Here is a 22754-nt window from a genome sequence, read left to right on the forward strand (position 1 = left end):
TGGCGCGCGCCGCCCCCACCCGAACGGATCGGGGGTGGCGGGCGCGCCGGTCCGGACGGGGCGCCCGCCGTGGTGTCAGGTGGCGGCCGCCGCCGGCTGCTGGGCACGGCTGACGTCGAAGACCCCGGGGACGTTGCGCATGGCCTTGATCAGCGCGGGCAGGCGTGCCGCGTCGGGCAGTTGGAGGGTGTAGGTGTGACGGACCTGTTGGCGGGCGGGGGGCTCGACCACCGCCGAGACGATGGCGACGCCCTCCTGGGCGATGGCCTCGGTGAGGTCGGCCAGGAGGTGGCGGCGGCCGAAGGACTCGGCGACGAGGGTGACCCGGTACTCGGCGGTGTCGCCCCAGCGCACCCCGATCTCGGGCCGTCCGACGTCCTTCATCCGCGCCACGGCGGGGCAGGCCACCCGGTGGACGGTGACGGCTCCCCCGCGCACGGCGAACCCGGTGATCGCGTCGGGCGGTACGGGGGTGCAACAGCCCGCCAGCCGTACGGAGGCGCCCGGGAGGTCCGCGAGGGCGCCCGCGCCCGCCGGGCGCGCGGAGGGCGCGGTGTGGGAGGCGCGGGGGGCGGGGCCGGGGGCCTCCGCGCTGTCGGGGTGGTCGGTGAGCCAGCGCTGGATGGCGATCCGGGCGCCGGGGGACACCGCGTGGTCGAGCCACTCCGGGGAGGGGCCCGCGGTCGGGTCCTGGCTCATCAGGGGCTGCACGGTGTCGCCGTCGCGCAGGACGGTGCCGAGGGCGACCAGCCGGCCGTTGACCCGGGCGCCGACGCAGCCGCGGGCGTCCTCGCCGTACTGGGCGTAGGCGGCGTCCACGCAGGTGGCCCCGGCGGGGAGGCCGAGGGTGCGGCCGTCGGTGCGGAAGACGGTGATCTCGCGGTCCTGGGCGAGGTCCTCGCGCAGGGCGGACCAGAAGGTGTCGGGGTCGGGGGCGGAGCGCTGCCATTCCAGGAGGCGGGAGAGCCAGCCGGGGCGGGTGGGGTCGGTGCGTTCGCCGTCGTCCAGGGGGTCCGCCGGGGCGGCCCGGTCGCCGGGGGCGGCGGGCGGCTCGTCGGTCCCGGTGGCGTGGGGACTGCCGAGGGCGACCACTCCGGCCTGCGCGGTGCGGTGCATCCGGTGGGTGCGGACGAGGACTTCGACGACCTCGCCGTCGGTCCGGGCCACGGCGGTGTGCAGCGACTGGTAGAGGTTGAACTTCGGTACGGCGATGAAGTCCTTGAACTCCGAGACGACCGGGGTGAAACAGGTGTGCAGTTCGCCGAGGACCGCGTAGCAGTCGGCGTCCTCGCCGACGAGGACCAGCAGGCGTCCGAAGTCGGCGCCGCGCAGTTCACCGCGTTTGCGGCGGACCCGGTCGACGGAGAACAGATGGCGGGGCCGGATCTGGATCTCGGCCGGGATGCCCGCCTCCCTGAGGACCGCGCGGACCTCGTCGGCGGTCCCGGCGAGGGGGTCGTCCGGGCGGGCGGCGTTGGCGCTGACCAGACAGCGGGTCCGGGCGCACTCCTCGGGCTGGAGGATCGCGAAGACGAGGTCCTCCAGTTCGGTCTTGAGGGTCTGGACGCCGAGGCGCTCCGCGAGCGGGATGAGGACGTCCCGGGTGACCTTGGCGATGCGTTCCTGCTTCTCGGGGCGCATCACCCCGAGGGTGCGCATGTTGTGGAGCCGGTCGGCGAGTTTGATGGACATCACGCGGACGTCGTTGCCGGTGGCGACGAGCATCTTGCGGAAGGTCTCCGGTTCGGCGGCGGCCCCGTAGTCGACCTTCTCCAGTTTGGTGACGCCGTCCACCAGGAAGCAGACCTCGTCGCCGAACTCCTCGCGCACCTGTTCCAGGGTCACTTCGGTGTCCTCGACGGTGTCGTGGAGCAGCGAGGCGGTCAACGTGGTGATCTCGGCGCCGAGTTCGGCGAGGATCAGCGTCACGGCCAGCGGGTGGGTGATGTAGGGCTCGCCGCTCTTGCGCATCTGGCCGCGGTGCGAGGACTCGGCCAGGAGGTAGGCGCGGCGCAGGGGTTCGAGGTCGGCGTCCGGGTGGTGGGCGCGATGGGCCTCGGCGACGTGGCCGATGGCGTCCGGGAGTCCGCCCCGGGTGCCGGGCCCCAACAGGGCGGCCCGGCCCAGTCGTCGGAGGTCGAGGCGGGGGCGGCCGCGCCTGCGGTGCGCTCCGGGCGTGAGGGAAAACGGGGTCGCAGGGTTTGTGGCCTCCGCGCTCATGGGCACCTCCGGCAGCGTCGACCGGCGGTGCGGAGCGGTCGCCTCCAGGCGTACGCGCTGCGGGAGGTCTGCGGGTGGTCTCCCGTCCGGGCCGGTGCTTGATGCTACCGAGCCCATCACGCGCCCATGTCCCGCTCCCGTCGAGCGTGAAACGGATCACCCATTCGAGGGAGGCGTCCCGGGTTGGCGGTTGCGGAAACGCGGGGACGTGTTCCGGCCATCGACCGTCGGGTACGCCGTTCGGGTGAACGCCCTTCTTCCTGCTCGGGAACTGACGGCCCCGTGGGAACCGGCCGGACGCGGAGGTGGGCGCCTGCGGGCCGGGCCCGGTGCGGCACCGGGGGTCGCGGATCGAAGCGGAGGCGGCGCGAGGGGCGCACTCGCCAGGCGCGCGGACGCACGCACGCGGGCGCGTGAGCCTGGCGGGAGAGGTGTCCGCCCGCAGGGGGACGGGACGGGCCGCGTGTGAGGGCGCGGGGCTCGCGGGCACTGGCGTGGATACGGCGCGCGACCCGGCAACGGGACGGAGTGCTCGAAGTGTCGGACGGACGGCCGGAAAACGGGGAGCGGGCGGAGAGCGTCCCGCCCGTCCGAAGCGCGGGTGACCACCCAGGCGTCCCGGTGATCGGGAGCCGTGGCGGACCGGGTCAGCGCAGTCGCGCCACGCGCCACACCGCGAGCACCGTCACCGCGACGACCACGACGGCGTACAGGGCCACGATCCGCCAGTCGGCGCGGCGGTCGGGGCCGCGCGGGGAGAGCCCGGGCCAGGTGTGGCCGACGCGGCGGGCGGCCATCATGCCCCACCCCGCGGCGCAGGAGCAGATCAGCAGGCCGAGCATGGCGACGACGGCTCCCCCGTCACCGAACTCGAAGGCCAGCGGGAAGGCGAACATCAGGGAGCCGAGGGTGCCGAGCCCCACGATGGGGGCGAGGTGCCACAGTCCCAGTCGGCGCGGCGGGCGCAGGTCCACCTCGACCTCGCCGCCGGTGTCCGCGCCCACGGCGGTGAGCCCGTCGGCGGTGACGGCGTCGTCCTCGGTGCCGGGGCCGTCCGGGGTGAGTCCGTCGGTGGCCGGGGCGGGGAGGCGGGGCGGCCGGAGCGGTCCGGGGACGGTGTCCCGGTGCTCCTCCGGCGCGGCGTCACGTTGGGGGCCGGCCTCCATCGCCACGCGCCCTCCCACTCCGCACTCCACTACCCGATCGTCGCTTGATGATGGCACGACGCGGGGTGCCCCGATGACGGGCGGGGCGTCCCGATGCCATCACGTGATCAGGCTGTGACCGCTCGTTCGAGCAACGCCAGCGCCCGTCCCGGGAGTTCCCCGTGGTCGACGAGGGCGCCGCTGAGCCAGTGCACCCGGGGATCGCGGCGGAACCACGAATCCTGACGGCGCGCGAAGCGTTTGGTGGCGCGCACGGTCTCGTCGCGCGCCTCGCGTTCGTCGCACTCCCCGGCGAGCGCGGTGAGGATCTGCTGGTAGCCGAGGGCCCGGGAGGCGGTGCGGCCGTCACGGAGTCCCCGTTCCTGGAGCGCGCGGACCTCGTCCACCAGTCCGGCCTCCCACATCCGGTCCACCCGGTCGGCGATGCGCGCGTCGAGTTCGGGGCGGGGCACGTCCACCCCGATCTGCACGGTGTCGTAGACCGCGTCATGACCGGGGAGGTTGGCGGTGAAGGGCCGGCCGGTGATCTCGATCACTTCGAGGGCGCGCACGATGCGGCGGCCGTTGCCGGGCAGGATCGCCCGGCCCGCCTCCGGGTCGGCGGCGGCCAGCCGGGCGTGCAGGGCGCCGGGGCCGCGCAGGGCCAACTCCTCCTCCAGCCGGGCCCGCACCACGGGGTCGGTGCCCGGGAACTCCAGGTTGTCGAGGGCTCCGCGCACGTACAGTCCGGACCCCCCGACGAGGACCGGCCAGCGTCCGGCCGCGAGCAGCCGGTCGATCTCGGCGCGGGCCAGCCGCTGGTACTCGGCGACGTTGGCGGTGACCGTGACGTCCCAGACGTCCAGCAGCCGGTGCGGGATCCCGCCGCGCTCCTCGGGCGTCAGTTTGGCGGTACCGATGTCCATCCCGCGGTAGAGCTGCATCGAGTCGGCGTTGACGACCTCGCCGCCCAGCTCCCGGGCGAGGAAGACGCCCAGATCGGACTTTCCTGCGGCGGTCGGCCCGACGACGGCGATGACCCGCGGTGCGGGGGGTGCGGTACTCACCCTCCCAGTCTCCCAAACCTCCCGGCGCTTCCCGAACGGGTTACGTGACGGCACCCGCGCGGGCGTCGTTGCCTGTTCGAGGTTCTGGCGCCGGTGATCGGGAACGGGGGCCCGGGCGCCGCAATGGGGCGCACCGGGCGGCGAGGGATTTCACCCGAACGAGTAGGGTATGGAGTATCTATGAGCGTTTTCACACGGTTCTTCCGCAGGTCGAAGGAAGCGGTGGATCCGGCGGAGGCCGTCACGGCCCCGGAACCGGCCGCCCCGGCGGCGGAACCGGCTCCGGTTCCCGCCACGGACGCCCCGGCCGCGAAGGCGTCCGACGGCTCTCCCGCCCCCTCCGGCTGCCCGGTGACCGCCGGAGCGGACGCCGGGGAGGCGGTGGAGGTGCTGGAGATCCCCCAGCAGCAGTCCGCGGAGCGGGCCGCCGACAACGAGACGGGCGAGGGAGCCCGCAGGTAGGACGCGCGACCGCCCGGAAGTCCTTCCGGGCGGGTGCGTACGGCCAGGGACGTCCGTCATCGCGGCGACGGCCCCCACCACGGCCGTCCGGGTTGCGGCGGCCCCGTCGAGCGAAGGTGGACCATGAGCATCCTGGACACGTTGAAGGCCAAGCTGGCCCCCGCCAAGGGCAAGGTCTCGGACCTCGCGCGGCAGCACGGGGAGAAGATCGACCACGGCCTGGACAAGGCGGCGCGACTGGTCGACGACAAGACCAAGGGCAAGTACAGCGACAAGATCCACTCGGGTGCGGACAAGGCCAAGGGCGCCTTGGACAAGCTCGCCGCGCAGAGCGCGGCACCGGACACCGCGACCGCCGGGGACTCCGCTCACGGCACCCCGGGCGCTCCGGGCACCCCGCCCGGCGGTGACGGCACTCCCCCGCCCGGGCCGGGGGCTCCGGGCGGCGGCGCCCCTGGAGGTGCCGCTCCGCCCGCCGCCTGACCGTTCGACGGCCTCCCCGCCCCTCCCCTTCCCTCGTCATCCCTCGCCGCCCGTCGGAGGGGGCGGGGCCTCAGTTCCAGAGCGCCGCGAAGTACCCGACCCCGTAGGGCGCCTCGTCGTACAGCAGACGGCCGGTGAGGGCACAGCCGTCCGCCGCGCCGTCGAGCACCTGCCAGGGCGAGCGGCCGGAGATCATCAGGTCCCGTGCGAGGTCCGCGTCCAGCCACGGCAGGAACGCCTCGTCGTCGGCGCGAGCCAGGGCCCGGGCGATGTCGGCGTCGGCCCGTCCGGCGCGTTCGTCCAGGTAGCCGGGGGCCTTCAGGTCGCGGCGGGCGCTGCCGTCCCCCAGCACCAGGAAGCCCACCCGGTCGGCCAGGGCCGCCGCCTCGGCCCCGGCGGCCCGGTTGGCGGACCAGTCACGGGCGGTCGGCACCTCCAGCCCGCGCACCGGGCCCGTCCACTCCGCCCGGTCGAGCAGCCAGGCGCCGACCGCCAGGGACAGCGGCAGGGACGCGCCGGGGGCGTCCGGGGCGGTGGGCTCCTCGTCGGGAGCGTCCGGCGCGGGGCTCCCCAGCCGGACGTCCACCGGGACGCCGAGGGTCCGGAAGGTGCCGAGCGCGCCCCGCGCGTGGACGGCCTCGTCCGGCCCCGGACCGATGACCACGATCAGCTCGGGGCGCGCGGTGAGCACGCCCCGCAGCGCCTCGTCGCAGGCCGTGCGCAGCCCGTCGAGTTCGGGCGCGGCTCCCGAGGCGACCTCGGGGACGAGCAGGGGCGGGCAGGGGCAGACGGCTGCGGCGACAAGCATGAGCGGCAGGGTAGTCCGCCACGGGGCGCCCGGGGGGGGCGGGGGTGCCCCCCCCCGGGAACGTCCGGGAACGCCCGGGACCTGTCGGTTCAGCCCGGGGCCAGTCCGGTTCAGCCCGCGTCGCAGGCGCTGCCGCAGGCCCCGCCCGGGGCGGCGGCCAGCGGCGGCGGGGCGCCGACGCCCGGCAGTCCGAGCAGCACCCCGGCGGGCTTGGCGGCCTCCCGGGCGTTGCGCTTCTCCCAGGCGTCACCGGCGCGGGTGCGGCGCACCGCGAGGGCGTCGCCCTCGGCGAGCAGGTGGTGCGGGGCGGCGTAGGTGATCCCGACGGTCACCACGTCACCGGGGCGGACCTCGGCGTCGGGCTTGGTGAAGTGGACGAGGCGGTTGTCGGGTGCCCGGCCGGAGAGCCGGTGCGTGGCACCGTCCTTGCGGCCCTCGCCCTCGGCGACCATGACCTCCAGGGTCCGGCCGACCTGCTTCTTGTTCTCCTCCCAGGAGATCTCCTCCTGGAGGGCGACCAGGCGCAGGTAGCGGTCCTGGACGACGTCCTTGGGGATCTGCCCGTCCATCTCGGCGGCCGGGGTGCCGGGGCGCTTGGAGTACTGGAAGGTGAACGCGTTGGCGAAGCGGGCCTCGCGCACCGTGTGCATGGTCTGCTGGAAGTCCTCCTCGGTCTCGCCGGGGAAGCCCACGATGATGTCGGTGGAGATGGCGGCGTGCGGGATCGCCGCGCGCACCTTCTCGATGATCCCGAGGAAGCGCTCCTGCCGGTACGAGCGGCGCATGGCCTTCAGGACCGGGTCCGAACCGGACTGCAGCGGCATGTGCAGCTGCGGCATCACGTTCGCGGTCTCCGCCATGGCGGCGATGACGTCGTCGGTGAAGTCGCGCGGGTGCGGGGAGGTGAAGCGGACCCGCTCCAGGCCCTCGATCCCGCCGCAGGCGCGCAGCAGCTTGCTGAAGGCCTCGCGGTCGCCCAGGTCGGACCCGTAGGCGTTCACGTTCTGGCCGAGCAGGGTGATCTCGGAGACGCCTTCGGCGACCAGCGCCTCGACCTCGGCGAGGATGTCGCCGGGACGGCGGTCCTCTTCCTTGCCGCGCAGCGCCGGGACGATGCAGAAGGTGCAGGTGTTGTTGCAGCCGACGGAGATCGAGACCCAGGCGGCGTACGCGGACTCGCGGCGGGTCGGCAGGGTGGAGGGGAAGGCCTCCAGCGACTCGGCGATCTCGACCTGCGCCTCCTCCTGGACGCGGGCGCGCTCCAGCAGGACGGGCAGCTTGCCGATGTTGTGCGTGCCGAAGACCACGTCGACCCACGGGGCCCGCTTGACGATGGTGTCGCGGTCCTTCTGGGCGAGGCAGCCGCCGACCGCGATCTGCATGCCGGGGCGCTTGGTCTTCATGGGGGCGAGGCGGCCGAGGTTGCCGTAGAGGCGGTTGTCGGCGTTCTCGCGGACGGCGCAGGTGTTGAAGACGACCACGTCGGCGTCACCGTCGGAGCCCTCGGGGGCACGGACGTATCCGGCGCCCTCCAGCAGCCCCGACAGGCGCTCGGAGTCGTGGACGTTCATCTGACACCCGTAGGTGCGCACTTCGTACGTTTTCAATCCGTCCACTGTTCCACCAGCCACGTCGTTACCGCTCACCCGTCCAGGGTAAGGGCTCCGGGCGGCGGTCCCGGGCGGGCGGTACCCGGGCCGGGGCCCGCCGGAGGTCCCGGCGGGCCGGAGGGCGGGGGTCGGTCAGTCGCGGACGTAGTCGCGCAGGGGCGCGGGCTTCAGACCCGCCGCGTCGGCGGCCGCGAGGACCCGGGTCAGGTCCTGGGCGAGGCTGGGGGTGAAGTGCAGCAGGACGATGTCGCCCCGGCGCAGGACGGGGGCGGCGGGGGTGGTGCCCCAGTCGGTCTGGTCATGGGTCCAGGTGACCACGGCCTTGGAGCCGCAGGCGCGGGCGGCGACGGGCGTGTCCTGGTTGTACGAGCCGTAGGGCGGCCGGGTCAGCCGGGGCTCGTAGCCGAATCCGGCCAGGTGCTGGGAGCGGGCCCCGCACAGCTCGGCGCGCTGGCCCGCCGCGTCGAGACCGGCCAGGTCGGTGTGGGTGAGGCCGTGGTTCTCCAGCCGGGACGGTCCGTGGTCGAGCAGCTTGCGGTAGTAGGCCGCGTCCCAGGAGTAGGCGCCGGGGAGGACGAAGAGGGACGCGGGCACCTGCCGGTCGAGCAGGATCTTGGCGGCGGCCGGATCGTGGTACCAGCCGTCGTCGATGGTGACGAAGACGACGGGGTCCTGGGTCTCGACCCGGTTGAGGACCGGGGCGGGCGGCGGCCAGGCGGCCGTCGCCGGGGTGGGCGCGAGCACGCCCAGCAGGATGAGAAGGGGGACGAGGGCAGCCAGCGCTGCTCGGGTTCTCGGCATGGCCCGCATCATTGGTCCAGTCCAACGGTGGTGTCAATGGTCCGTCCGGCGGCGGGAGTTGACCCCGGACGGGGGGCGGTCCCGGGCGGGGGCGGGCGAGTCCGGAGCGGCCGGAAGGGCGCCGGTACCCACTGGTGGCCGCCGCTTTGCCCCGGAGCCGGGGCCAGGGGCCAGGCGCGGGGGCGAGGCCAAGGGGCCGGAGTCTGGAGGCCGGGGGGCCGGGGCCGGGGGCCGCGACAAGGCAGCGGGGGTCCGCCCGCCACCGACGCGGACGGGGCCAGAACCAGGACCGAGCGGACCACCCCCCAGCCGGCCTGGACGGGACCGGGCCGCAGTGGACGGACCTGGGCCCGCGCGGGCCTAGGGCGCCGTGAGCCCTGAGCCCTGGCCAGCCGCGCCTTCCACCTGACAGGATCGCGCCATGCTCCCGGCCCTGACCCGTTCCGGCCGTCGGCACGCCCTCCGGGGCGGCGCGGCGGCGCTCGTCGTGCTCGGTCTGCTGCTGTGGTGGGCGCTCCCGCTGGACGAGGAGGCGCCGAGCGGACGGATCACGGTGAGCACCGGGGTGCGCTCCGGGGTCTACGAGCGCTACGGCCTGCTGCTGAAGGCCCAGCTGAACCAGGACATGCCCGCCCTCGACGTCCGGCTGCGGCCCAGCGAGGGCTCCCGGCAGAACATCGAACGGGTGGCCTCCGGGAACGCGGACTACACCGTCGCCGCCGCCGACGCCGTGGAGACCTACCGGCTCGACCGCCGCCCCGGCGCCGAGCGGCTGCGCGGCTGCGCCCGGCTCTACGACGACTACGTCCAGCTGGTCGTCCCGCGTGACTCCGCCGTGTACACGGTCGACCAACTGCGGGGCAAGAAGGTGGCCGTGGGACAGATGGGGTCCGGGGTGCGGCTGATCGCGGACCGGGTGCTGAACGCCGCCGGGCTCGACCTCGACGAGGACATCGAGCCGGTGTCCATCGGCATCGACACCATGACGAGCGCCCTGCGCCAGGGCGACATCGACGCGTTCTTCTGGTCCGGCGGACTGCCCACCGCCTCCGTGCGGACGCTGTCCGAGGAGTACGACATCCGGTTCGTGGAACTAGGCGGCCTGGTGGACGCGCTGCACGCCCGGGGCGGGGCCTCCCGCTACTACCGGGCGTCGGTGATGCCCGCCGACGCCTACCCCTCGGCCCAGCAGGGCGCGACGGTCTCCACCCTGGCGGTGGCGAACCTCCTCGTCACGACCGACCGCACCAGCACCGAACTCACCGAGCGGCTCACCCGCACGGTGATAGAGAGCCGCGACCACATCGGTAGCCGCGTCCACGCCGCGCAACTGGTCGACCTGCGCACCGCGCTGTACACGGCCCCCCTGGATCTGCACGACGGCGCCCAGGACTACTACCGGTCCGTGAAGCCCTGATCCCGGCCCCCTCCGGGACCGCTCAGCAGCCGTCCCGGGTCCGGGGAACACTCACCGTCACCCGCAGCCCGTGCGGCTCGGCCCGGGTGTAGGCGATCGTGCCGCCGCCCGGGGCCAGCAGGGTGCGGGAGATGGACAGCCCGAGCCCCGATCCCTTGACGTTCTGGTGCTGCGGGCTGCGCCAGAACCGGTCCCCCACCCGGCCCAGCTCCTCGTCGGTGAGGCCGGGTCCCGCGTCGGTGACCACGATCCGCGTCCGGGTGCCCTCGGCGGCGGTCTCCACCGAGACCTCCGCGTCCCGGGGGGAGAACTTCAGGGCGTTGTCGATGACCGCGTCCAGCACGCTGGACAGCGCCACCGGGTCGGCCCACGCCGTCACCGGGGGCGTGCGCCCCCGCAGCCGGACGCCCCGGTCCTCGGCCAGCGGCCGCCAGGCGTCCACCCGCTCGGCGGTCAGCTCGCCCACGTCGACCAGCCGCAGGTCCGCCTCGGCGTGCTCGGCCAGGGCCAGGTCCAGCAGATCGTCCAGGACCCGCGCCAGCCGCATGCCCTCCGCGCGCACCGAGGCCACCTCGGCATTGCCCTCCGGCAGCTCCAGGGCGAGCAGCTCGATCCTCAGCAGCAGCGCCGCCAAGGGGTTGCGCAGCTGGTGGGAGGCGTCGGCCACGAAGGCGCGCTGCTGTTCCAGCACCGCCTCGACGTTGTCCGCCATCTCGTTGAACGAGCGGGCCAGCCGACGCAGTTCCGGCGGCCCCCCGGAGGAGGCCACCCGGGACTTCAGACGGCCGGTGGCGATGTCGTGGGTGGTGGCGTCGAGGACCCGCACGGGCCGCAGCACCCAGCCGGTCAGCCGGAGCGCGGCCCCCACCGCGACCAGCATCGCGGCGGCCTCGCCCGCGGCGATCAGCAGCCAGCCGCGCAGGGTCTTGGAGCGCATCTGACCGGTCGGGGAGTCCGTGACGACGACCGCCATGACGTCCCCGTCCCGGATCACCGGCGAGGCCACCACCAGCCGTCCGCGCTGCCACGGCCAGACCTGGGCGGGGTCGTGGCCGGGGCGGGACAGCCGCGCCTCCTCGAAGGTGTCGCGCAGATCGCCCTCGGCGGGGAGCGACCAGTCCCCGGGGGCCTTCGCCATCTCGGTGCCGTCCCGGTAGAAGACGCCGGCCCGGATGCCGTACACCTCGTGGTAGCGGGACAGCTCCTGCTGGAGGGTCTCCTGCCGTTCGTCGGTGGTCGCCACCCGCGAGCCCACCCCACGGGCCGTGACGAACTGGGCGAGGGCCGCGAACCGGGCGGTGTCGTCCACCCGGTCGATCACGACCTCCTGCTGCTTCTGGGCCGCCACGCTCGCCCCCAGCGGAAAGCCGAGGGCGAGCAGCACACCGGCCATGAGCACGATGAGCAGCGGAAGGAGACGTGCGCGCACCCTGGTCCCCTACGGCGCCGGGACGACGAGCCGGTACCCCACGCCCCGTACGGTCTCGATCAGGGCGGGCATCCGGAGCTTGGAGCGCAGGGACGCCACATGCACCTCCAGGGTGCGTCCCGTCCCCTCCCAACTCGTGCGCCACACCTCACTGATGATCTGTTCGCGGCGGAACACCACACCGGGGCGCTGCGCCAGCAGGGCCAGCAGGTCGAACTCCTTGCGGGTGAGCTGCACGGTGGTTCCGTCCACGCTGACCCGCCGGTTGGGCAGTTCGATGCGCACGGGCCCCAGGGCCAGGTCGTCGCCGCTCGGCTCGTCCTCGCCGGGGGCGGTGCGCCTGCTGACGGCGTGGATGCGGGCGAGGAGTTCGCCGGTGTCGTACGGCTTCACCACGTAGTCGTCGGCGCCGAGGTTGAGGCCGTGTATCCGGGAGCGCACGTCGGAACGCGCGGTCACCATGATCACGGGGATGCTGGTGCGCTTGCGGATCTTGCCGCAGACCTCGTAGCCGTCCTGGTCGGGCAGCCCCAGGTCGAGCAGGACCACCGCGAACGGCGGTTCGTCCGCCGTGGTCGTGGGCAGCAGCGCGCGCAGCGCCTCCTCGCCGCTGCGGGCGTGGACGACGCTGATGCCGTGCCGCGCCAGGACCGCCGACAGCGCCGCGGCGACGTGGTCGTCGTCCTCCACGAGCAGGAGTCTCATACCGGCTCCCTCCGGTTGGCGTCCGCTTCCGGGTCACGCCGTCCGCACGGCGTCACCGACTTGTCGTCCATCGTGTTCTCCCCCCGACGGCGCGCCGAGCGGCCGTCGTTCCCCGTTCCCCGTCGTCTCCGTCTGTCTCCACGGGGGTTCCCCGTCCGCGGGGGTTCCCCACTCCCCGGGGCTCCCCGGCTGCCCGGGACGTCCGCACCCGCTCCCCGTGGGCGGTCCACCGCCCCGTCGTCCCGGTCGCCCGGTCGTCGCCGACGGCCCGGCCGGATCGCCGCCCTTCGCCGGTCGGAGCGTCGGCGGCGGATCCATCGGTCCCGGGGTCAGCCCCGGAGCGGCCGTCCGGAATGCGGACGTACGGGTGTTCACAGGTGTCCCACAGCATCCACGCGGATCGGAAAGGACGACGTCAAGGGGGATGGAACCACGAACGCGGACCGTTACGCACCCGGTACGCGCCCCTCAAGAGATCATCACGGACAGTGAGGTGTTGCTATCGGATCGTTATGCTCAAGTTCCCCTCAGATGTAATGACGATGGCATCGGCGCGTCATTACTGTCCTCAACAACCGAGGAGGACGGAGCGATGGCCGATGACTGATGGAACGGTGACCGACGACGCCGTACCCGCGGCCGGGGAACTGGTCACGCTGCGGAACGTCAACAAGCACTTCGGCAGCCTGCACGTGCTCCAGGACGTCGATCTGACCATCGCCCGCGGCGAGGTGGTCGTGGTGATCGGACCCTCGGGCTCGGGCAAGTCCACGCTGTGCCGGACGATCAACCGGCTGGAGGCGATCGACTCGGGCGCCATCACCATCGACGGCCGTCCGCTGCCGCAGGAGGGCCGGGAGCTGGCCCGGCTGCGGGCCGACGTCGGCATGGTGTTCCAGTCGTTCAACCTCTTCGCCCACAAGACCGTGCTGGAGAACGTGACCCTGGGTCAGACCAAGGTCCGCCGGACGGACCGGAAGACGGCGGAGGACAAGGCGCGCGCCCTCCTCGACCGCGTCGGCGTCGGCACCCAGGCGGACAAGTACCCGGCCCAGCTGTCGGGCGGCCAGCAGCAGCGCGTCGCCATCGCGCGGGCCCTGGCGATGGACCCCAAGGTGATGCTCTTCGACGAGCCGACCTCGGCCCTCGACCCGGAGATGATCAACGAGGTGCTGGACGTGATGCAGCAGCTCGCCCGGGACGGCATGACCATGGTCGTCGTCACCCACGAGATGGGCTTCGCCCGCTCCGCGGCCAACCGGGTCGTCTTCATGGCCGACGGCCGCATCGTCGAAGAGGCCACCCCGGACCAGTTCTTCAACAACCCGCGCAGCGACCGCGCCAAGGACTTCCTGTCGAAGATCCTGCACCACTGAGCCGCCGTCGCGCCCGGGCCCGCCCCGGCCCACGGCCGTGCCGCCGGGCCGCGCGCACCCGACCCGCCGACCGGACGGGTCCCCCACCGACCGTCGATCCCGCCGACCCGAAGGACCTCACCATGAAGCTCCGCCAGTCCGCCGCCGTGGCGGCGATCGCCGTCCTCGCCCTGACCGCCACCGCCTGCGGCGGCGAGTCCGGCAACGCGGGCGACAAGGCCGGGACCCCGGCCAAGGACGCCCCGAAGCTGCCCACCTACGCGGTCGCCAAGGACGTCAGCATCGACTCGCCGGTGCTGAAGAAGGCCCAGGAGAAGGGCAAGCTCGTCATCGGCGCCAAGAGCGACCAGCCCTACCTGGGCTTCGAGGACACCGACGGCAAGCGCTCCGGCTTCGACATCGAGATCGCCAAGATGGTCGCCGCCGACCTCGGGTTCGGCACCGACGACCTGGAGTTCAAGACCGTCGACTCCAACGTCCGCGAGACCGCCATCTCCAAGGGCGAGGTCGACCTGTACGTCGGCACCTACACCATCAACCCCGAGCGCAAGAAGCAGGTCGGCTTCGCCGGTCCCTACTTCCTCGCCGGCGCCGACCTGCTGGTCCGCAAGGACGAGACGGCCATCACCGGTCCCGACAGCCTCAAGGGCAAGACCGTGTGTTCCATCAAGGGCTCCACCCCGCTCCAGGAGATCAAGAAGCCCAAGTACGGGGCCGAGACGGTCGAGCTGTCCAAGTACTCCGAGTGCGTGCAGCAGCTCGTCAACAACGAGGTCGACGCGGTCACCACGGACGACGCCATCCTCAAGGGCTACGCGGCCCAGCGTCCCACCAAGCTCAAGGTGATCGGCGAGACGTTCACCAAGGAGCCGTACGGCATCGGCATGGACAAGGACGACAAGACCCTGCGGGACGCCGTCGCGGACGCGGTGGAGGCCCACCAGAAGAACGGCGACTACAAGAAGGCGTACGAGGCGACGCTCGGACTGTCCGGCTCCGCCTACACCGAGCCCCCGGCGCTCGAACGCTACTGACGGCCGCTCACTGTCCCGTCGGGCGGCGGCGAACCCATCGCGCCGCCGCCCGACGTCACCGGTCCACCGGCGGCGCACCGGCCGCGCCCGGGCACCCGCCAGGGAGCCGCCCGGCGGTGGACCTCCCCGCCCGCCCGCCGCCCACGAGGACATCCCCGTGAACGTACTGCTCGACCATCTCCCGGAGTTCCGCGAGGGGTTCATCGGCACCATCCTGCTGACACTCGCCAGCGGGCTGCTCGCGATGGTGCTGGGCGTCATCGTCGCCGGATTCCGGGTCTCCCCCGTCCCTCCGCTACGGCTCCTCGGCACCGCCTGGGTGACCCTGTTCCGCAACACGCCCCTGACGCTGCTCTTCCTCGTCGTCTGGTTCGTGGTGCCGGTCATCTTCATGCCGGGCCTGAGCCCCTGGGCCAAGGCGCTCCTCGCGCTGGGGTGCTACACCTCGGCGTTCGTCTGCGAGGCCGTCCGCTCGGGCATCAACACGGTCCCCGTGGGACAGGCCGAGGCGGCCCGCTCCATCGGGATGACGTTCTTCCAGACGCTGCGGCTGATCGTGCTGCCGCAGGCCACCCGGACCGTGCTGCCGCCGCTCAGCTCCATCTTCATCGCGCTGACGAAGAACTCCGCCATCGCGGGCGCGTTCAGCACGGCCGAGCTGTTCGGAGTGCAGAAGCTGCTCAGCGACAAGGGCTTCGCCATCTCCCTGATCTTCCTGTGGGTGGCCCTCGGCTACCTGGTCATCACCTTCACCATCAGCGGCGCCTTCCGGCTGCTGGAGCGACGCATGGGGGTCGCACGATGAGTTCGAGCGTCCTGTACGACACACCGGGTCCCCGGGCACGGCTGCGCAACCGGATCCTGTCCGTGTTCGGCACGGTGGCCGTGGCCGGGCTGGTCGTCTTCGCGGTCTACCGGCTGCACGCCAAGGGCCAGCTGGAGCCCGAGGTCTGGGACATCTTCAACAACGCGGGCGTCCGCGCCGACATCCGCGACGGTCTGCTGACCACCCTCAAGGTGTTCTTCGTGGCGGGCGCGCTGTCGCTGCTGCTCGGACTGCTGCTCGCGGTCGGCAGGCTCTCCGACCACAAGCCGGTGCGGATCGCGGCGACCGGGTTCATCGAGCTGTTCCGGGCCGTCCCGCTGCTGATCACCATCTACGCGCTCTGGGTGCTGCTGCTCTCCTACCGCGCGGACCTCGGGTTCATCGGCGAGAACACCGGCTTCTGGGCGCTGGTGGTCGGGCTCACCGTCTACAACGGGTCGGTCCAGGCCGAGGTGCTCCGCGCGGGCATCAACGCCGTGCCGCGCGGACAGGTGGAGGCCGCCTACGCCCTGGGCCTGCGCAAGTCGCAGGTGCTGACGGTGGTCCAGCTGCCGCAGGGCGTCCGTTCGATGCTGCCGTCGGTGATCAGCCAGCTGGTGGTGACCCTCAAGGACACCTCCCTCGGTTACATCATCCTCTTCCCGGAACTCCTCTACGCGGCCCGGGAGATGGCCAACCGGATCATCGTGAACGGCGAGAACCCGATCACCGCGGTGGTCATCGTGGTCGGCGCGATCTACATCGCGCTGTGCCTCGCCCTGTCCTCGCTCGCGAACTGGATCGAGCGACGGGGCAGCCGGGCGCGACGCGGGCCGAAGGCCGCCCCCGCGACGACGGACGGCGGGACGGACGGCGACGGGTCCGCCGCGACGGCCGCCACCGGGGCGGTCCCCATTCCGCGCTCCGACGCGTCGGGGACGGAGCGGACGGGGCGCACGGGGCAGACAGGGCAGACGGGGCGCACCGATCAGACCGACCGGAGCTGACCGAAGCCGACCGGGCCCGACCGAAGCTGACGGGACCACCGCTGACCAGCACACCCAGCCCGCCCACGATCCGTCGACCACCCGTCGACCGCCGACGTCCCGGACCGCCGGAACCGCCCGGGCCACCGCTCCCGGCGCTCCGAGGCGGTCTGGGCGGCGGCGGTCCGATCGCGTACCGTGGACGGCGGACCTCCCGTGACCTGTGGGTTGAGCCATGGCGGCAGTGGGGGTACCGCCACCGTCCCGATCGCTTGACGCAAGCACTGGCAGTAGGTTGCATACGTTCTGTGATCGTGCACCCCGCTCCCCCGTTCCGCCGCAGTACGTTCCGTACACCTGACCAGACGTCGCGGACTCCTCTTCGGGCAGGGGGCAGCACGCTGTGGACCCGGTGATCGTTGTCGGAGCCGGCCCCGTCGGGCTGACACTCGCCCTGGCGCTCGCGCGGTGCGGCGTCCCCTCCGTGCTGCTCGACGAGGGGCCCGGCAAGGACGAGCCGCGCGCCGCGCGCACGGTGGTGCTGCGCGACGACACCGTGGAGTTCGTGGAACGGCTGACCGGCGCGTCGTTCGCCGCGTCCGGCACCGGAACCCGCTGGACGGGCTGGCGCACCCTGCGCCGCAAGCACTCCGCGCAGCACCTCGCCTTCGAGGACGGCGCCCCCGCCCCGCTCCACCTCGCGCAGCACGCCCTGACCGCCGTACTGCGCGACGCCATCGGGGAACAGGACCTGGTCAGGGTCGCGACGGAGAGCCGCGTCGACCGGATCGAGCAGGAGGCGGACGGAGTCGGCGTCCACACCCGGGGGCCCAAGGGAACCTGGTGGCGCGGGAGTTACCTGATCGGTTGCGACGGCCCCCGTTCCACGGTCCGCAAGCTCCTCGACGTCCGCTTCCCCGGCCGGACCGCCGTCGAGCGCCACGCCGTCGCGACCCTGCGGACCGAACTCCCGCACCCGGGCGAGGCGTTGCTGCACCGGTCGCCGCCCTGGCGGCTGGCGGGCGACGAGGTCACCGGACGGCCCCTGCCCGACGGGCTGTGGCGCCTGGACTGGCTGCTGCCCCCGCAGCACGAACTGGTCACCCCGGACGCGTTGGTCGCCCTGGTCCACGAGACCCTGACGGGCTGGAACGGGGGCAGCGCCCCCGCCTACGAACTCGTGGACACCGGGGTCCACACCGTGCACCACCGACTGGCCCGCCGCTGGCGGGTCGACCGCGCCTTCCTCGCGGGGGACGCCGCCCACCTCCTCGGCGCGCTCGGCACCCAGGGGCTGGACGAGGGGCTGCGGGACGCGGAGAACCTCGCTTGGAAGCTCGCCCACGCCTGGCACCACGGCCCCGCCGAGGAACTGCTGAGCAGCTACCAGACCGAACGCCGGGCCGCCGTCGCCGCCCGGCTGCGCGCCGCGGACCAGTCGCTGCCCCTGCTGCGCGGCGGGGGCGGTCTGCGCTCGTACGTCCCCGGCGCCGCCCGGGGCAAGGACGCCCTGCTCACCGACAGCCATCTGGGGCGCGGGGCGCTCGGCTCACCCGGCGCGTACGCGGGCTCGCCGCTCACGCCCGCGCCCTTCCCCTCGGTGGCGGAGGTCGGGACCACGCCGGGCGAGCCGGTGACCGACGTCCGGGTCACCGCCGAGGACGGCACCTTCGTACGGCTCCGGGAGCGGCTGGGCCGTGACCATCTGATCGTGCTGCTCGTCGCGCCGGGCACCGGGGTGTGGGAACGACGCCACTGGGCGAGCGCGGGCATCATGCCCCGGCTCGCGGCGGCCGTGGCCGCGCTCCCCTGCCGGGCGGAGCTCCTCGTCACCGAGGCGTACCACGACGCGGCGCCGCACACCGTGCTCCTCGTCCGGCCCGACGGGTACCTGGTCGCCGCCTTCGACGGGGTGCGGCCGTCCGAGCTGTACGCCGCGGCCGACACCGCGCTGGGCGGGGCCGGGGAGCACCCGGCCCCGACGGGGTCCGCACCGGACTCCGCCCCCGGTCCGTCGGTCGCGAACCCCGGTCCGTCCACCGCCGCTTCCGGTTCTCCCCGTCCCTCTGGGCCCTCCGGGCCTTCGGACTCCTCCGGTGCTCCTGATTCCTCCGGCCCTTCCGGCCCTTCTCCCGCCTCTGGACCTTCTGCCGCCTCTGGTTCTTCTGCCGCCTCTGGTTCTTCCAGGACCTCCGGCTCTCAGGGGGCCTCTGGTTCTCCCGGGGCCTCTGGGGCTTCCAGCCCCCGGCCCTCCGTCCCCGGCCCCTCCGCCGCGGCAGCGTCCGCGGCCGGGGCGGCCGGGACAGGATCGGGGACCGGACCGGGAGCCAGGTCCGGAGCCAGGTCCACGTCCGGGTCCGGCTGAGCGGACCCGGACGCACGGCCCGGACGCGCGGCGGGGCGGCGACCCGGAAGCGCCGCCCCGGCCCGACGGGGAAGGCCTGACCCCCTCCAACAGACGGTGACCCTTCCGGCGGATCGAGGTGGGGGCGCACGCCGGGGCGCGCCGTTCCAGGGCCCGTCCGGCCCGTGGAACCCCGCTCCCCCACGGGACACGTCCGTCCTGTGACACTCGGTTGACCCGGTTTCCGGCAGCGTGGTCTACTCCGGATCGTGACCGACACCGATGTGCGCCTGTGGCGGAGGGTCCACATGGACCTGGTCCGCTACGCGGGCTGCGTGTGTCGCCGTTCCCGCTGACTTCGCCTCTCCTCCTTTCACGTCGCCGCCGCCCGGACCGGTCTCCGTACGCGTAGCGCTTCCGTGCGCCGCGTCCCGTCCCGCGGTGGGCACGTGGTTCCCGCGAACTCCTCAGGACGGCACCCGTGTCCCCTTCCACCCCCACAGCGCCCGCCCAGTCCCCCACCGCCTCCGGCCGTGGGCCCACCCAGGCCGACCTCCTCGACTTCGTCCGCCGGACCGCCGCGGACACCGACCTCGTCGCCTCCCTCCCGCTCGACCCCGAAGGCCGCACCTGGGTGCGTCTCGACGGGCCGGACGGCAGCGAGGCGTGGCTGATCGGCTGGCCGCCCGGCACGGGCACCGGCTGGCACGACCACGCCGACTCGGTCGGCGCCTTCCTCACCGCGCGCGGTGAACTGCGGGAGCACTCCCTCAGCGCCCGGCTGCCCGCCGAGGGCTGGCGGACCCTCGAACTCACCGACGGTCTGGACCGCACCCGGTCGCTGTCCGAGGGACGGGGGCGGGCCTTCGGACGGCACCATGTGCACGAGGTGCTGAACGAGTCGACGACCGAGCACGCCGTCTCCGTGCACGCCTACTACCCGCCGCTCTCCCAGATCCGCCGTTTCAGCCGATCGGGCCAGGTGATGCGGCTGGAGCACGTCGAGCGTCCGGAGGACTGGCAGTGAGCGGCCACGGCACTCCCCCGGCCGCTCCGGCGGTGTCCATAGACACCCGGCTGGAGCGGATCCGCTCCGGACTGGACCGGATCACCGCCGGGTCGGCGTACGAGGCGGCCCGGGCGGGCGACGCCGTACTGGTCGACATCCGGTACGCGGCACTGCGCGACCGTGACGGTCTGATCCCGGGCGCGCTGATCGTCGAGCGCAATGAACTGGAGTGGCGGCTCGACCCCCTCGGCAGCCACCGGGTGGCCGAGGCGACCGGTCATGACCTGCGGGTGGTGGTGATCTGCAACGAGGGGTACGCGTCCAGTCTGGCGGCCGACTCGCTGCGGCGGCTCGGGCTGGACCGGGCGACCGATCTGGTGGGCGGCTTCCAGGCGTGGCGTGCGGCGGGGCTGCCCGTCAGGTTCCCGGCGGGCCCGCACGCGCCCACACCGCCCCTGTGGTCATCGGTGGCCCGGGACCGTCCGGACGCCCCTGGCACCTCGGACGTCTCTGACGCCCCGGGGGTCTGACTCCGGGCACTCCGGCCCCGGCTCCTCCGGTGGACGCCCCCTCGCCGAGGGCGCTCCACCGGAGGTCATGGCGCCGGAGGCGAGACGCTGGCACCTGGTGGGCAGGGGAGCCGGTCTCCCTCCGGCCCCCGGTGACCGTCCCCACCCCGGTCGGGACGGTCACCGGGACGGAGAGGACGGAGAGGGTTTCTCCGGCGGTCCGGTTCAGTCCTCCCCGTTGTCCCACTCCTCCGGCGCGGACTCCGGGGAAGTCCCGTCGTCGTGCTCGGCCTCCTCCCGGAGGGCCTCCCGGACCACCCTCAGGGCAAGCCCTTCGGAGTAGCCCTTGCGGGCGAGGACACCCGCGAGACGCCGGACGCGCTTGTCACGGTCCAGCCCCCGGGTGCCGCGCAGCCTGCGGGCCACCAGGGCGCGGGCGGTGGCCTCCTCCTGGTCCGGATCGAGCCGGGCCACGGCCTGGTCGATGAGTTCGGAGTCGACGCCCTTGGTGCGCAGTTCCCGGGCGAGCGCCCGCCGGGCGAGGCCCCGCCCGTGATGACGGGACTCGACCCAGGCTCCGGCGAACGCGCCGTCGTCGATGAGCCCCACCTCCTCGAAGCGGGTCAGCACCTCCTCGGCGACCTCGTCGGGGACGTCCCGCTCGCGCAGGGCGTCCGCGAGTTGTCTTCGGGTGCGGGGGGTCCCGGTGAGCAGGCGCAGACAGATCGCCCGCGCCCGCTCCGCCGGGTCCCTGGGCGACTCCCCCTGACCGGCCCTCGACGGAGAGGGGGAGTCGCTGTCGTGGTGGCCACGGGGCCGACCGCGGCGGCGGGTGCCACGGCCTCGTTCCCCTCCGGCCTCGTTCCGGGACGCGGTACGCCCGGCGGTCCGTCCGGACCGGTCGTCGTCCCCCGGACCGTCGGCCTGGACGTCCGGGTCCGGGAGACCCCCGTCCGCCGGACGCCGGGAGCGACCGGAGAACCGGCTCCCCCGGGGCCTCCGGGTTCCCCCGGGGACCCCGGTTCCTCCCGGTGCGGATCCCCCCGGTTCCGCCAGCTCCGCCGCTTCTTCCGGTTCCCCTGGTTCCTCAAGGTCCCAGGGCCTCCAGAGCCCGTCGTCCGGACCGGTCCCGTCCGGGCCCGCCGGGTCCGGACCGGCCCTCCCGGGGTCTTCGGGGCCCCCGGGGACAGGCCATTCGGTTCGCCGTGTCACGGACTAGCTCTTGGCCGCCGCGGCGGTCTTGGCCTTGGTGGTCTTGGCCGCCGGGGCGGGGACCGTCTTGGCCTCCTCCGCGGGTGCGGCACCGTCCGCGCCCGGCTCGGCGGCCGTCGCCTCGGGCTTCACTCCGACGCCGAGCTTCTCCTTGATCTTCCGCTCGATCTCGTTGGCGAGGTCGGGGTTGTCCTTGAGGAAGTTCCGCGCGTTCTCCTTGCCCTGGCCGAGCTGGTCGCCCTCGTACGTGTACCAGGCGCCGGCCTTGCGGACGAAGCCGTGCTCCACGCCCATGTCGATCAGACCGCCCTCGCGGCTGATGCCCTGGCCGTAGAGGATGTCGAACTCGGCCTGCTTGAACGGCGGGGCGACCTTGTTCTTGACGACCTTGCAACGGGTGCGGTTGCCGACCGCGTCCGTGCCGTCCTTCAACGTCTCGATGCGGCGGATGTCGATCCGGACCGAGGCGTAGAACTTCAGGGCGCGGCCACCGGTCGTGGTCTCCGGGGAGCCGAACATCACACCGATCTTCTCGCGGAGCTGGTTGATGAAGATCGCGGTCGTCTTGGACTGGTTGAGCGCGCTGGTGATCTTCCGCAGGGCCTGGCTCATCAGCCGGGCCTGGAGACCCACGTGGGAGTCGCCCATCTCGCCCTCGATCTCCGCACGCGGCACCAGCGCGGCGACGGAGTCGATGACGATGAGGTCGAGGGCTCCGGAGCGGACCAGCATGTCCACGATCTCCAGGGCCTGCTCGCCGTTGTCGGGCTGGGACAGGATGAGGCTGTCGATGTCGACGCCCAGCTTCTTGGCGTACTCCGGGTCGAGGGCGTGCTCCGCGTCCACGAAGGCGACCTGGCCACCGGCCTTCTGGGCGTTGGCCACGGCGTGGAGGGTGAGGGTGGTCTTGCCGGAGGACTCCGGCCCGTAGACCTCCACCACACGGCCGCGCGGCAGTCCGCCGACCCCGAGGGCGACGTCGAGTGCGGTCGACCCGGTGGGGATGACCTCGATGGGCTCGTTCGGCCGCTCGCCCAGGCGCATCACCGCGCCCTTGCCGAATTGTCGTTCGATCTGTGCGAGCGCGGCGTCGAGCGCCTTCTCGCGGTCAGTTCCTGCCATGGGTTCCACCCGGTTTGCTTGAGTCGATCGCTTCACGTCCAAGACGCTAACGCCTGCCACTGACAACGCGCCCCGACGCCGGTCCGACCTGTGGATAACTCCGGCGACACGCCCGCCGGAGAACGCTCCCCGCACCCACCCGTCCCCGGCGTTCGGGCCGGGAGCCGGTGCCGTGCGGCAGCGGACCTCCCCCATCAGAATAGATGTTCG

Annotated in this window: 21 protein-coding genes; 11 read left to right on the forward strand and 10 right to left on the reverse strand. The window is 73.4% G+C overall.

Annotated features, from left to right (window positions below; translation table 11 throughout):
- Positions 1-75 precede the first annotated feature (75 nt).
- The 3 genes from ACVWNX_RS07470 to miaA form a co-directional block, all read right to left on the reverse strand.
- Positions 76-2220 carry a RelA/SpoT family protein gene (locus tag ACVWNX_RS07470; RefSeq protein ID WP_454413100.1) on the reverse strand — a complete coding sequence of 715 codons (2145 nt, stop codon included), beginning with the start codon at positions 2218-2220 and terminating at the stop codon, positions 76-78.
- Positions 2221-2867: 647 nt separating this feature from the next.
- Positions 2868-3386 (reverse strand): hypothetical protein, encoded by a 519-nt coding sequence (locus ACVWNX_RS07475; protein ID WP_454414666.1) that lies wholly within the window; start codon positions 3384-3386, stop codon positions 2868-2870.
- 107 nt (positions 3387-3493) lie between these two features.
- Complete coding sequence (miaA, locus tag ACVWNX_RS07480) at positions 3494-4432, reverse strand: tRNA (adenosine(37)-N6)-dimethylallyltransferase MiaA (protein ID WP_454413101.1); 939 nt, start codon at positions 4430-4432, stop codon at positions 3494-3496.
- Positions 4433-4612: 180 nt separating this feature from the next.
- On the opposite strand from miaA, the gene ACVWNX_RS07485 reads away from it, so the two are divergent.
- Both ACVWNX_RS07485 and ACVWNX_RS07490 read left to right on the forward strand, forming a co-directional pair.
- Complete coding sequence (locus ACVWNX_RS07485) at positions 4613-4894, forward strand: hypothetical protein (RefSeq protein WP_454413102.1); 282 nt, start codon at positions 4613-4615, stop codon at positions 4892-4894.
- A 123-nt stretch (positions 4895-5017) separates the two neighbouring features.
- Entirely contained in the window at positions 5018-5377 is a 360-nt protein-coding gene (locus ACVWNX_RS07490; RefSeq protein WP_454413103.1) for an antitoxin, read from the forward strand.
- A gap of 70 nt (positions 5378-5447) precedes the next feature.
- Here ACVWNX_RS07490 and ACVWNX_RS07495 read toward each other — a convergent pair whose 3' ends face one another.
- The 3 genes from ACVWNX_RS07495 to ACVWNX_RS07505 form a co-directional block, all read right to left on the reverse strand.
- Positions 5448-6185, reverse strand: a complete 738-nt coding sequence (locus tag ACVWNX_RS07495) for a class III extradiol dioxygenase subunit B-like domain-containing protein (RefSeq protein ID WP_454413104.1) — start codon at positions 6183-6185, stop codon at positions 5448-5450.
- A gap of 110 nt (positions 6186-6295) precedes the next feature.
- On the reverse strand, positions 6296-7801 hold the full coding sequence (gene miaB, locus ACVWNX_RS07500) for a tRNA (N6-isopentenyl adenosine(37)-C2)-methylthiotransferase MiaB (RefSeq protein ID WP_454414667.1): 1506 nt from the start codon (positions 7799-7801) through the stop codon (positions 6296-6298).
- A 126-nt stretch (positions 7802-7927) separates the two neighbouring features.
- Positions 7928-8596, reverse strand: coding sequence for a polysaccharide deacetylase family protein (locus tag ACVWNX_RS07505; protein WP_454413105.1), 669 nt, complete (start codon positions 8594-8596; stop codon positions 7928-7930).
- A gap of 421 nt (positions 8597-9017) precedes the next feature.
- Between ACVWNX_RS07505 and ACVWNX_RS07510 the strand changes: the two genes are divergently transcribed.
- Complete coding sequence (locus ACVWNX_RS07510) at positions 9018-10013, forward strand: TAXI family TRAP transporter solute-binding subunit (RefSeq protein WP_454413106.1); 996 nt, start codon at positions 9018-9020, stop codon at positions 10011-10013.
- A 22-nt stretch (positions 10014-10035) separates the two neighbouring features.
- Here ACVWNX_RS07510 and ACVWNX_RS07515 read toward each other — a convergent pair whose 3' ends face one another.
- A complete protein-coding gene (locus ACVWNX_RS07515; RefSeq protein WP_454413107.1) occupies positions 10036-11442 on the reverse strand; it encodes a sensor histidine kinase in 1407 nt (468 codons plus the stop codon).
- A gap of 9 nt (positions 11443-11451) precedes the next feature.
- On the reverse strand, positions 11452-12147 hold the full coding sequence (locus ACVWNX_RS07520) for a response regulator transcription factor (protein WP_454413108.1): 696 nt from the start codon (positions 12145-12147) through the stop codon (positions 11452-11454).
- Positions 12148-12746: 599 nt separating this feature from the next.
- On the opposite strand from ACVWNX_RS07520, the gene ACVWNX_RS07525 reads away from it, so the two are divergent.
- The 8 genes from ACVWNX_RS07525 (at position 12747) to ACVWNX_RS07560 (ending at position 20231) form a co-directional block, all read left to right on the forward strand.
- Positions 12747-13523, forward strand: a complete 777-nt coding sequence (locus ACVWNX_RS07525) for an amino acid ABC transporter ATP-binding protein (protein ID WP_454413109.1) — start codon at positions 12747-12749, stop codon at positions 13521-13523.
- A 122-nt stretch (positions 13524-13645) separates the two neighbouring features.
- On the forward strand, positions 13646-14557 hold the full coding sequence (locus ACVWNX_RS07530; protein ID WP_454413110.1) for a glutamate ABC transporter substrate-binding protein: 912 nt from the start codon (positions 13646-13648) through the stop codon (positions 14555-14557).
- A gap of 157 nt (positions 14558-14714) precedes the next feature.
- Entirely contained in the window at positions 14715-15362 is a 648-nt protein-coding gene (locus ACVWNX_RS07535; RefSeq protein WP_454413111.1) for an amino acid ABC transporter permease, read from the forward strand.
- Positions 15359-16369 carry an amino acid ABC transporter permease gene (locus ACVWNX_RS07540; protein ID WP_454413112.1) on the forward strand — a complete coding sequence of 337 codons (1011 nt, stop codon included), beginning with the start codon at positions 15359-15361 and terminating at the stop codon, positions 16367-16369. Before ACVWNX_RS07535 ends, ACVWNX_RS07540 begins: the two co-directional genes overlap by 4 nt.
- 382 nt (positions 16370-16751) lie before the next feature.
- Positions 16752-18713, forward strand: coding sequence for an FAD-dependent monooxygenase (locus tag ACVWNX_RS07545; RefSeq protein ID WP_454413113.1), 1962 nt, complete (start codon positions 16752-16754; stop codon positions 18711-18713).
- Between the two features lie 263 nt (positions 18714-18976).
- Positions 18977-19048 carry a putative leader peptide gene (locus ACVWNX_RS07550; RefSeq protein WP_454414668.1) on the forward strand — a complete coding sequence of 24 codons (72 nt, stop codon included), beginning with the start codon at positions 18977-18979 and terminating at the stop codon, positions 19046-19048.
- A 125-nt stretch (positions 19049-19173) separates the two neighbouring features.
- Positions 19174-19719 (forward strand): cupin domain-containing protein, encoded by a 546-nt coding sequence (locus ACVWNX_RS07555; RefSeq protein ID WP_454413114.1) that lies wholly within the window; start codon positions 19174-19176, stop codon positions 19717-19719.
- Positions 19710-20231: a rhodanese-like domain-containing protein gene (locus ACVWNX_RS07560; protein WP_454414669.1), complete on the forward strand. Its 522-nt coding sequence runs from the start codon at positions 19710-19712 to the stop codon at positions 20229-20231. The genes ACVWNX_RS07555 and ACVWNX_RS07560 overlap by 10 nt, the downstream gene beginning before the upstream one ends.
- A gap of 204 nt (positions 20232-20435) precedes the next feature.
- Here the strand turns inward: ACVWNX_RS07560 and recX are convergent, their stop codons facing one another.
- Both recX and recA read right to left on the reverse strand, forming a co-directional pair.
- Complete coding sequence (recX, locus tag ACVWNX_RS07565) at positions 20436-21422, reverse strand: recombination regulator RecX (RefSeq protein ID WP_454413115.1); 987 nt, start codon at positions 21420-21422, stop codon at positions 20436-20438.
- Between the two features lie 3 nt (positions 21423-21425).
- Positions 21426-22544, reverse strand: a complete 1119-nt coding sequence (gene recA / locus ACVWNX_RS07570; RefSeq protein WP_454413116.1) for a recombinase RecA — start codon at positions 22542-22544, stop codon at positions 21426-21428.
- Positions 22545-22754 lie beyond the last annotated feature (210 nt).

This window comes from Streptomyces sp. JNUCC 64, assembly GCF_054484115.1.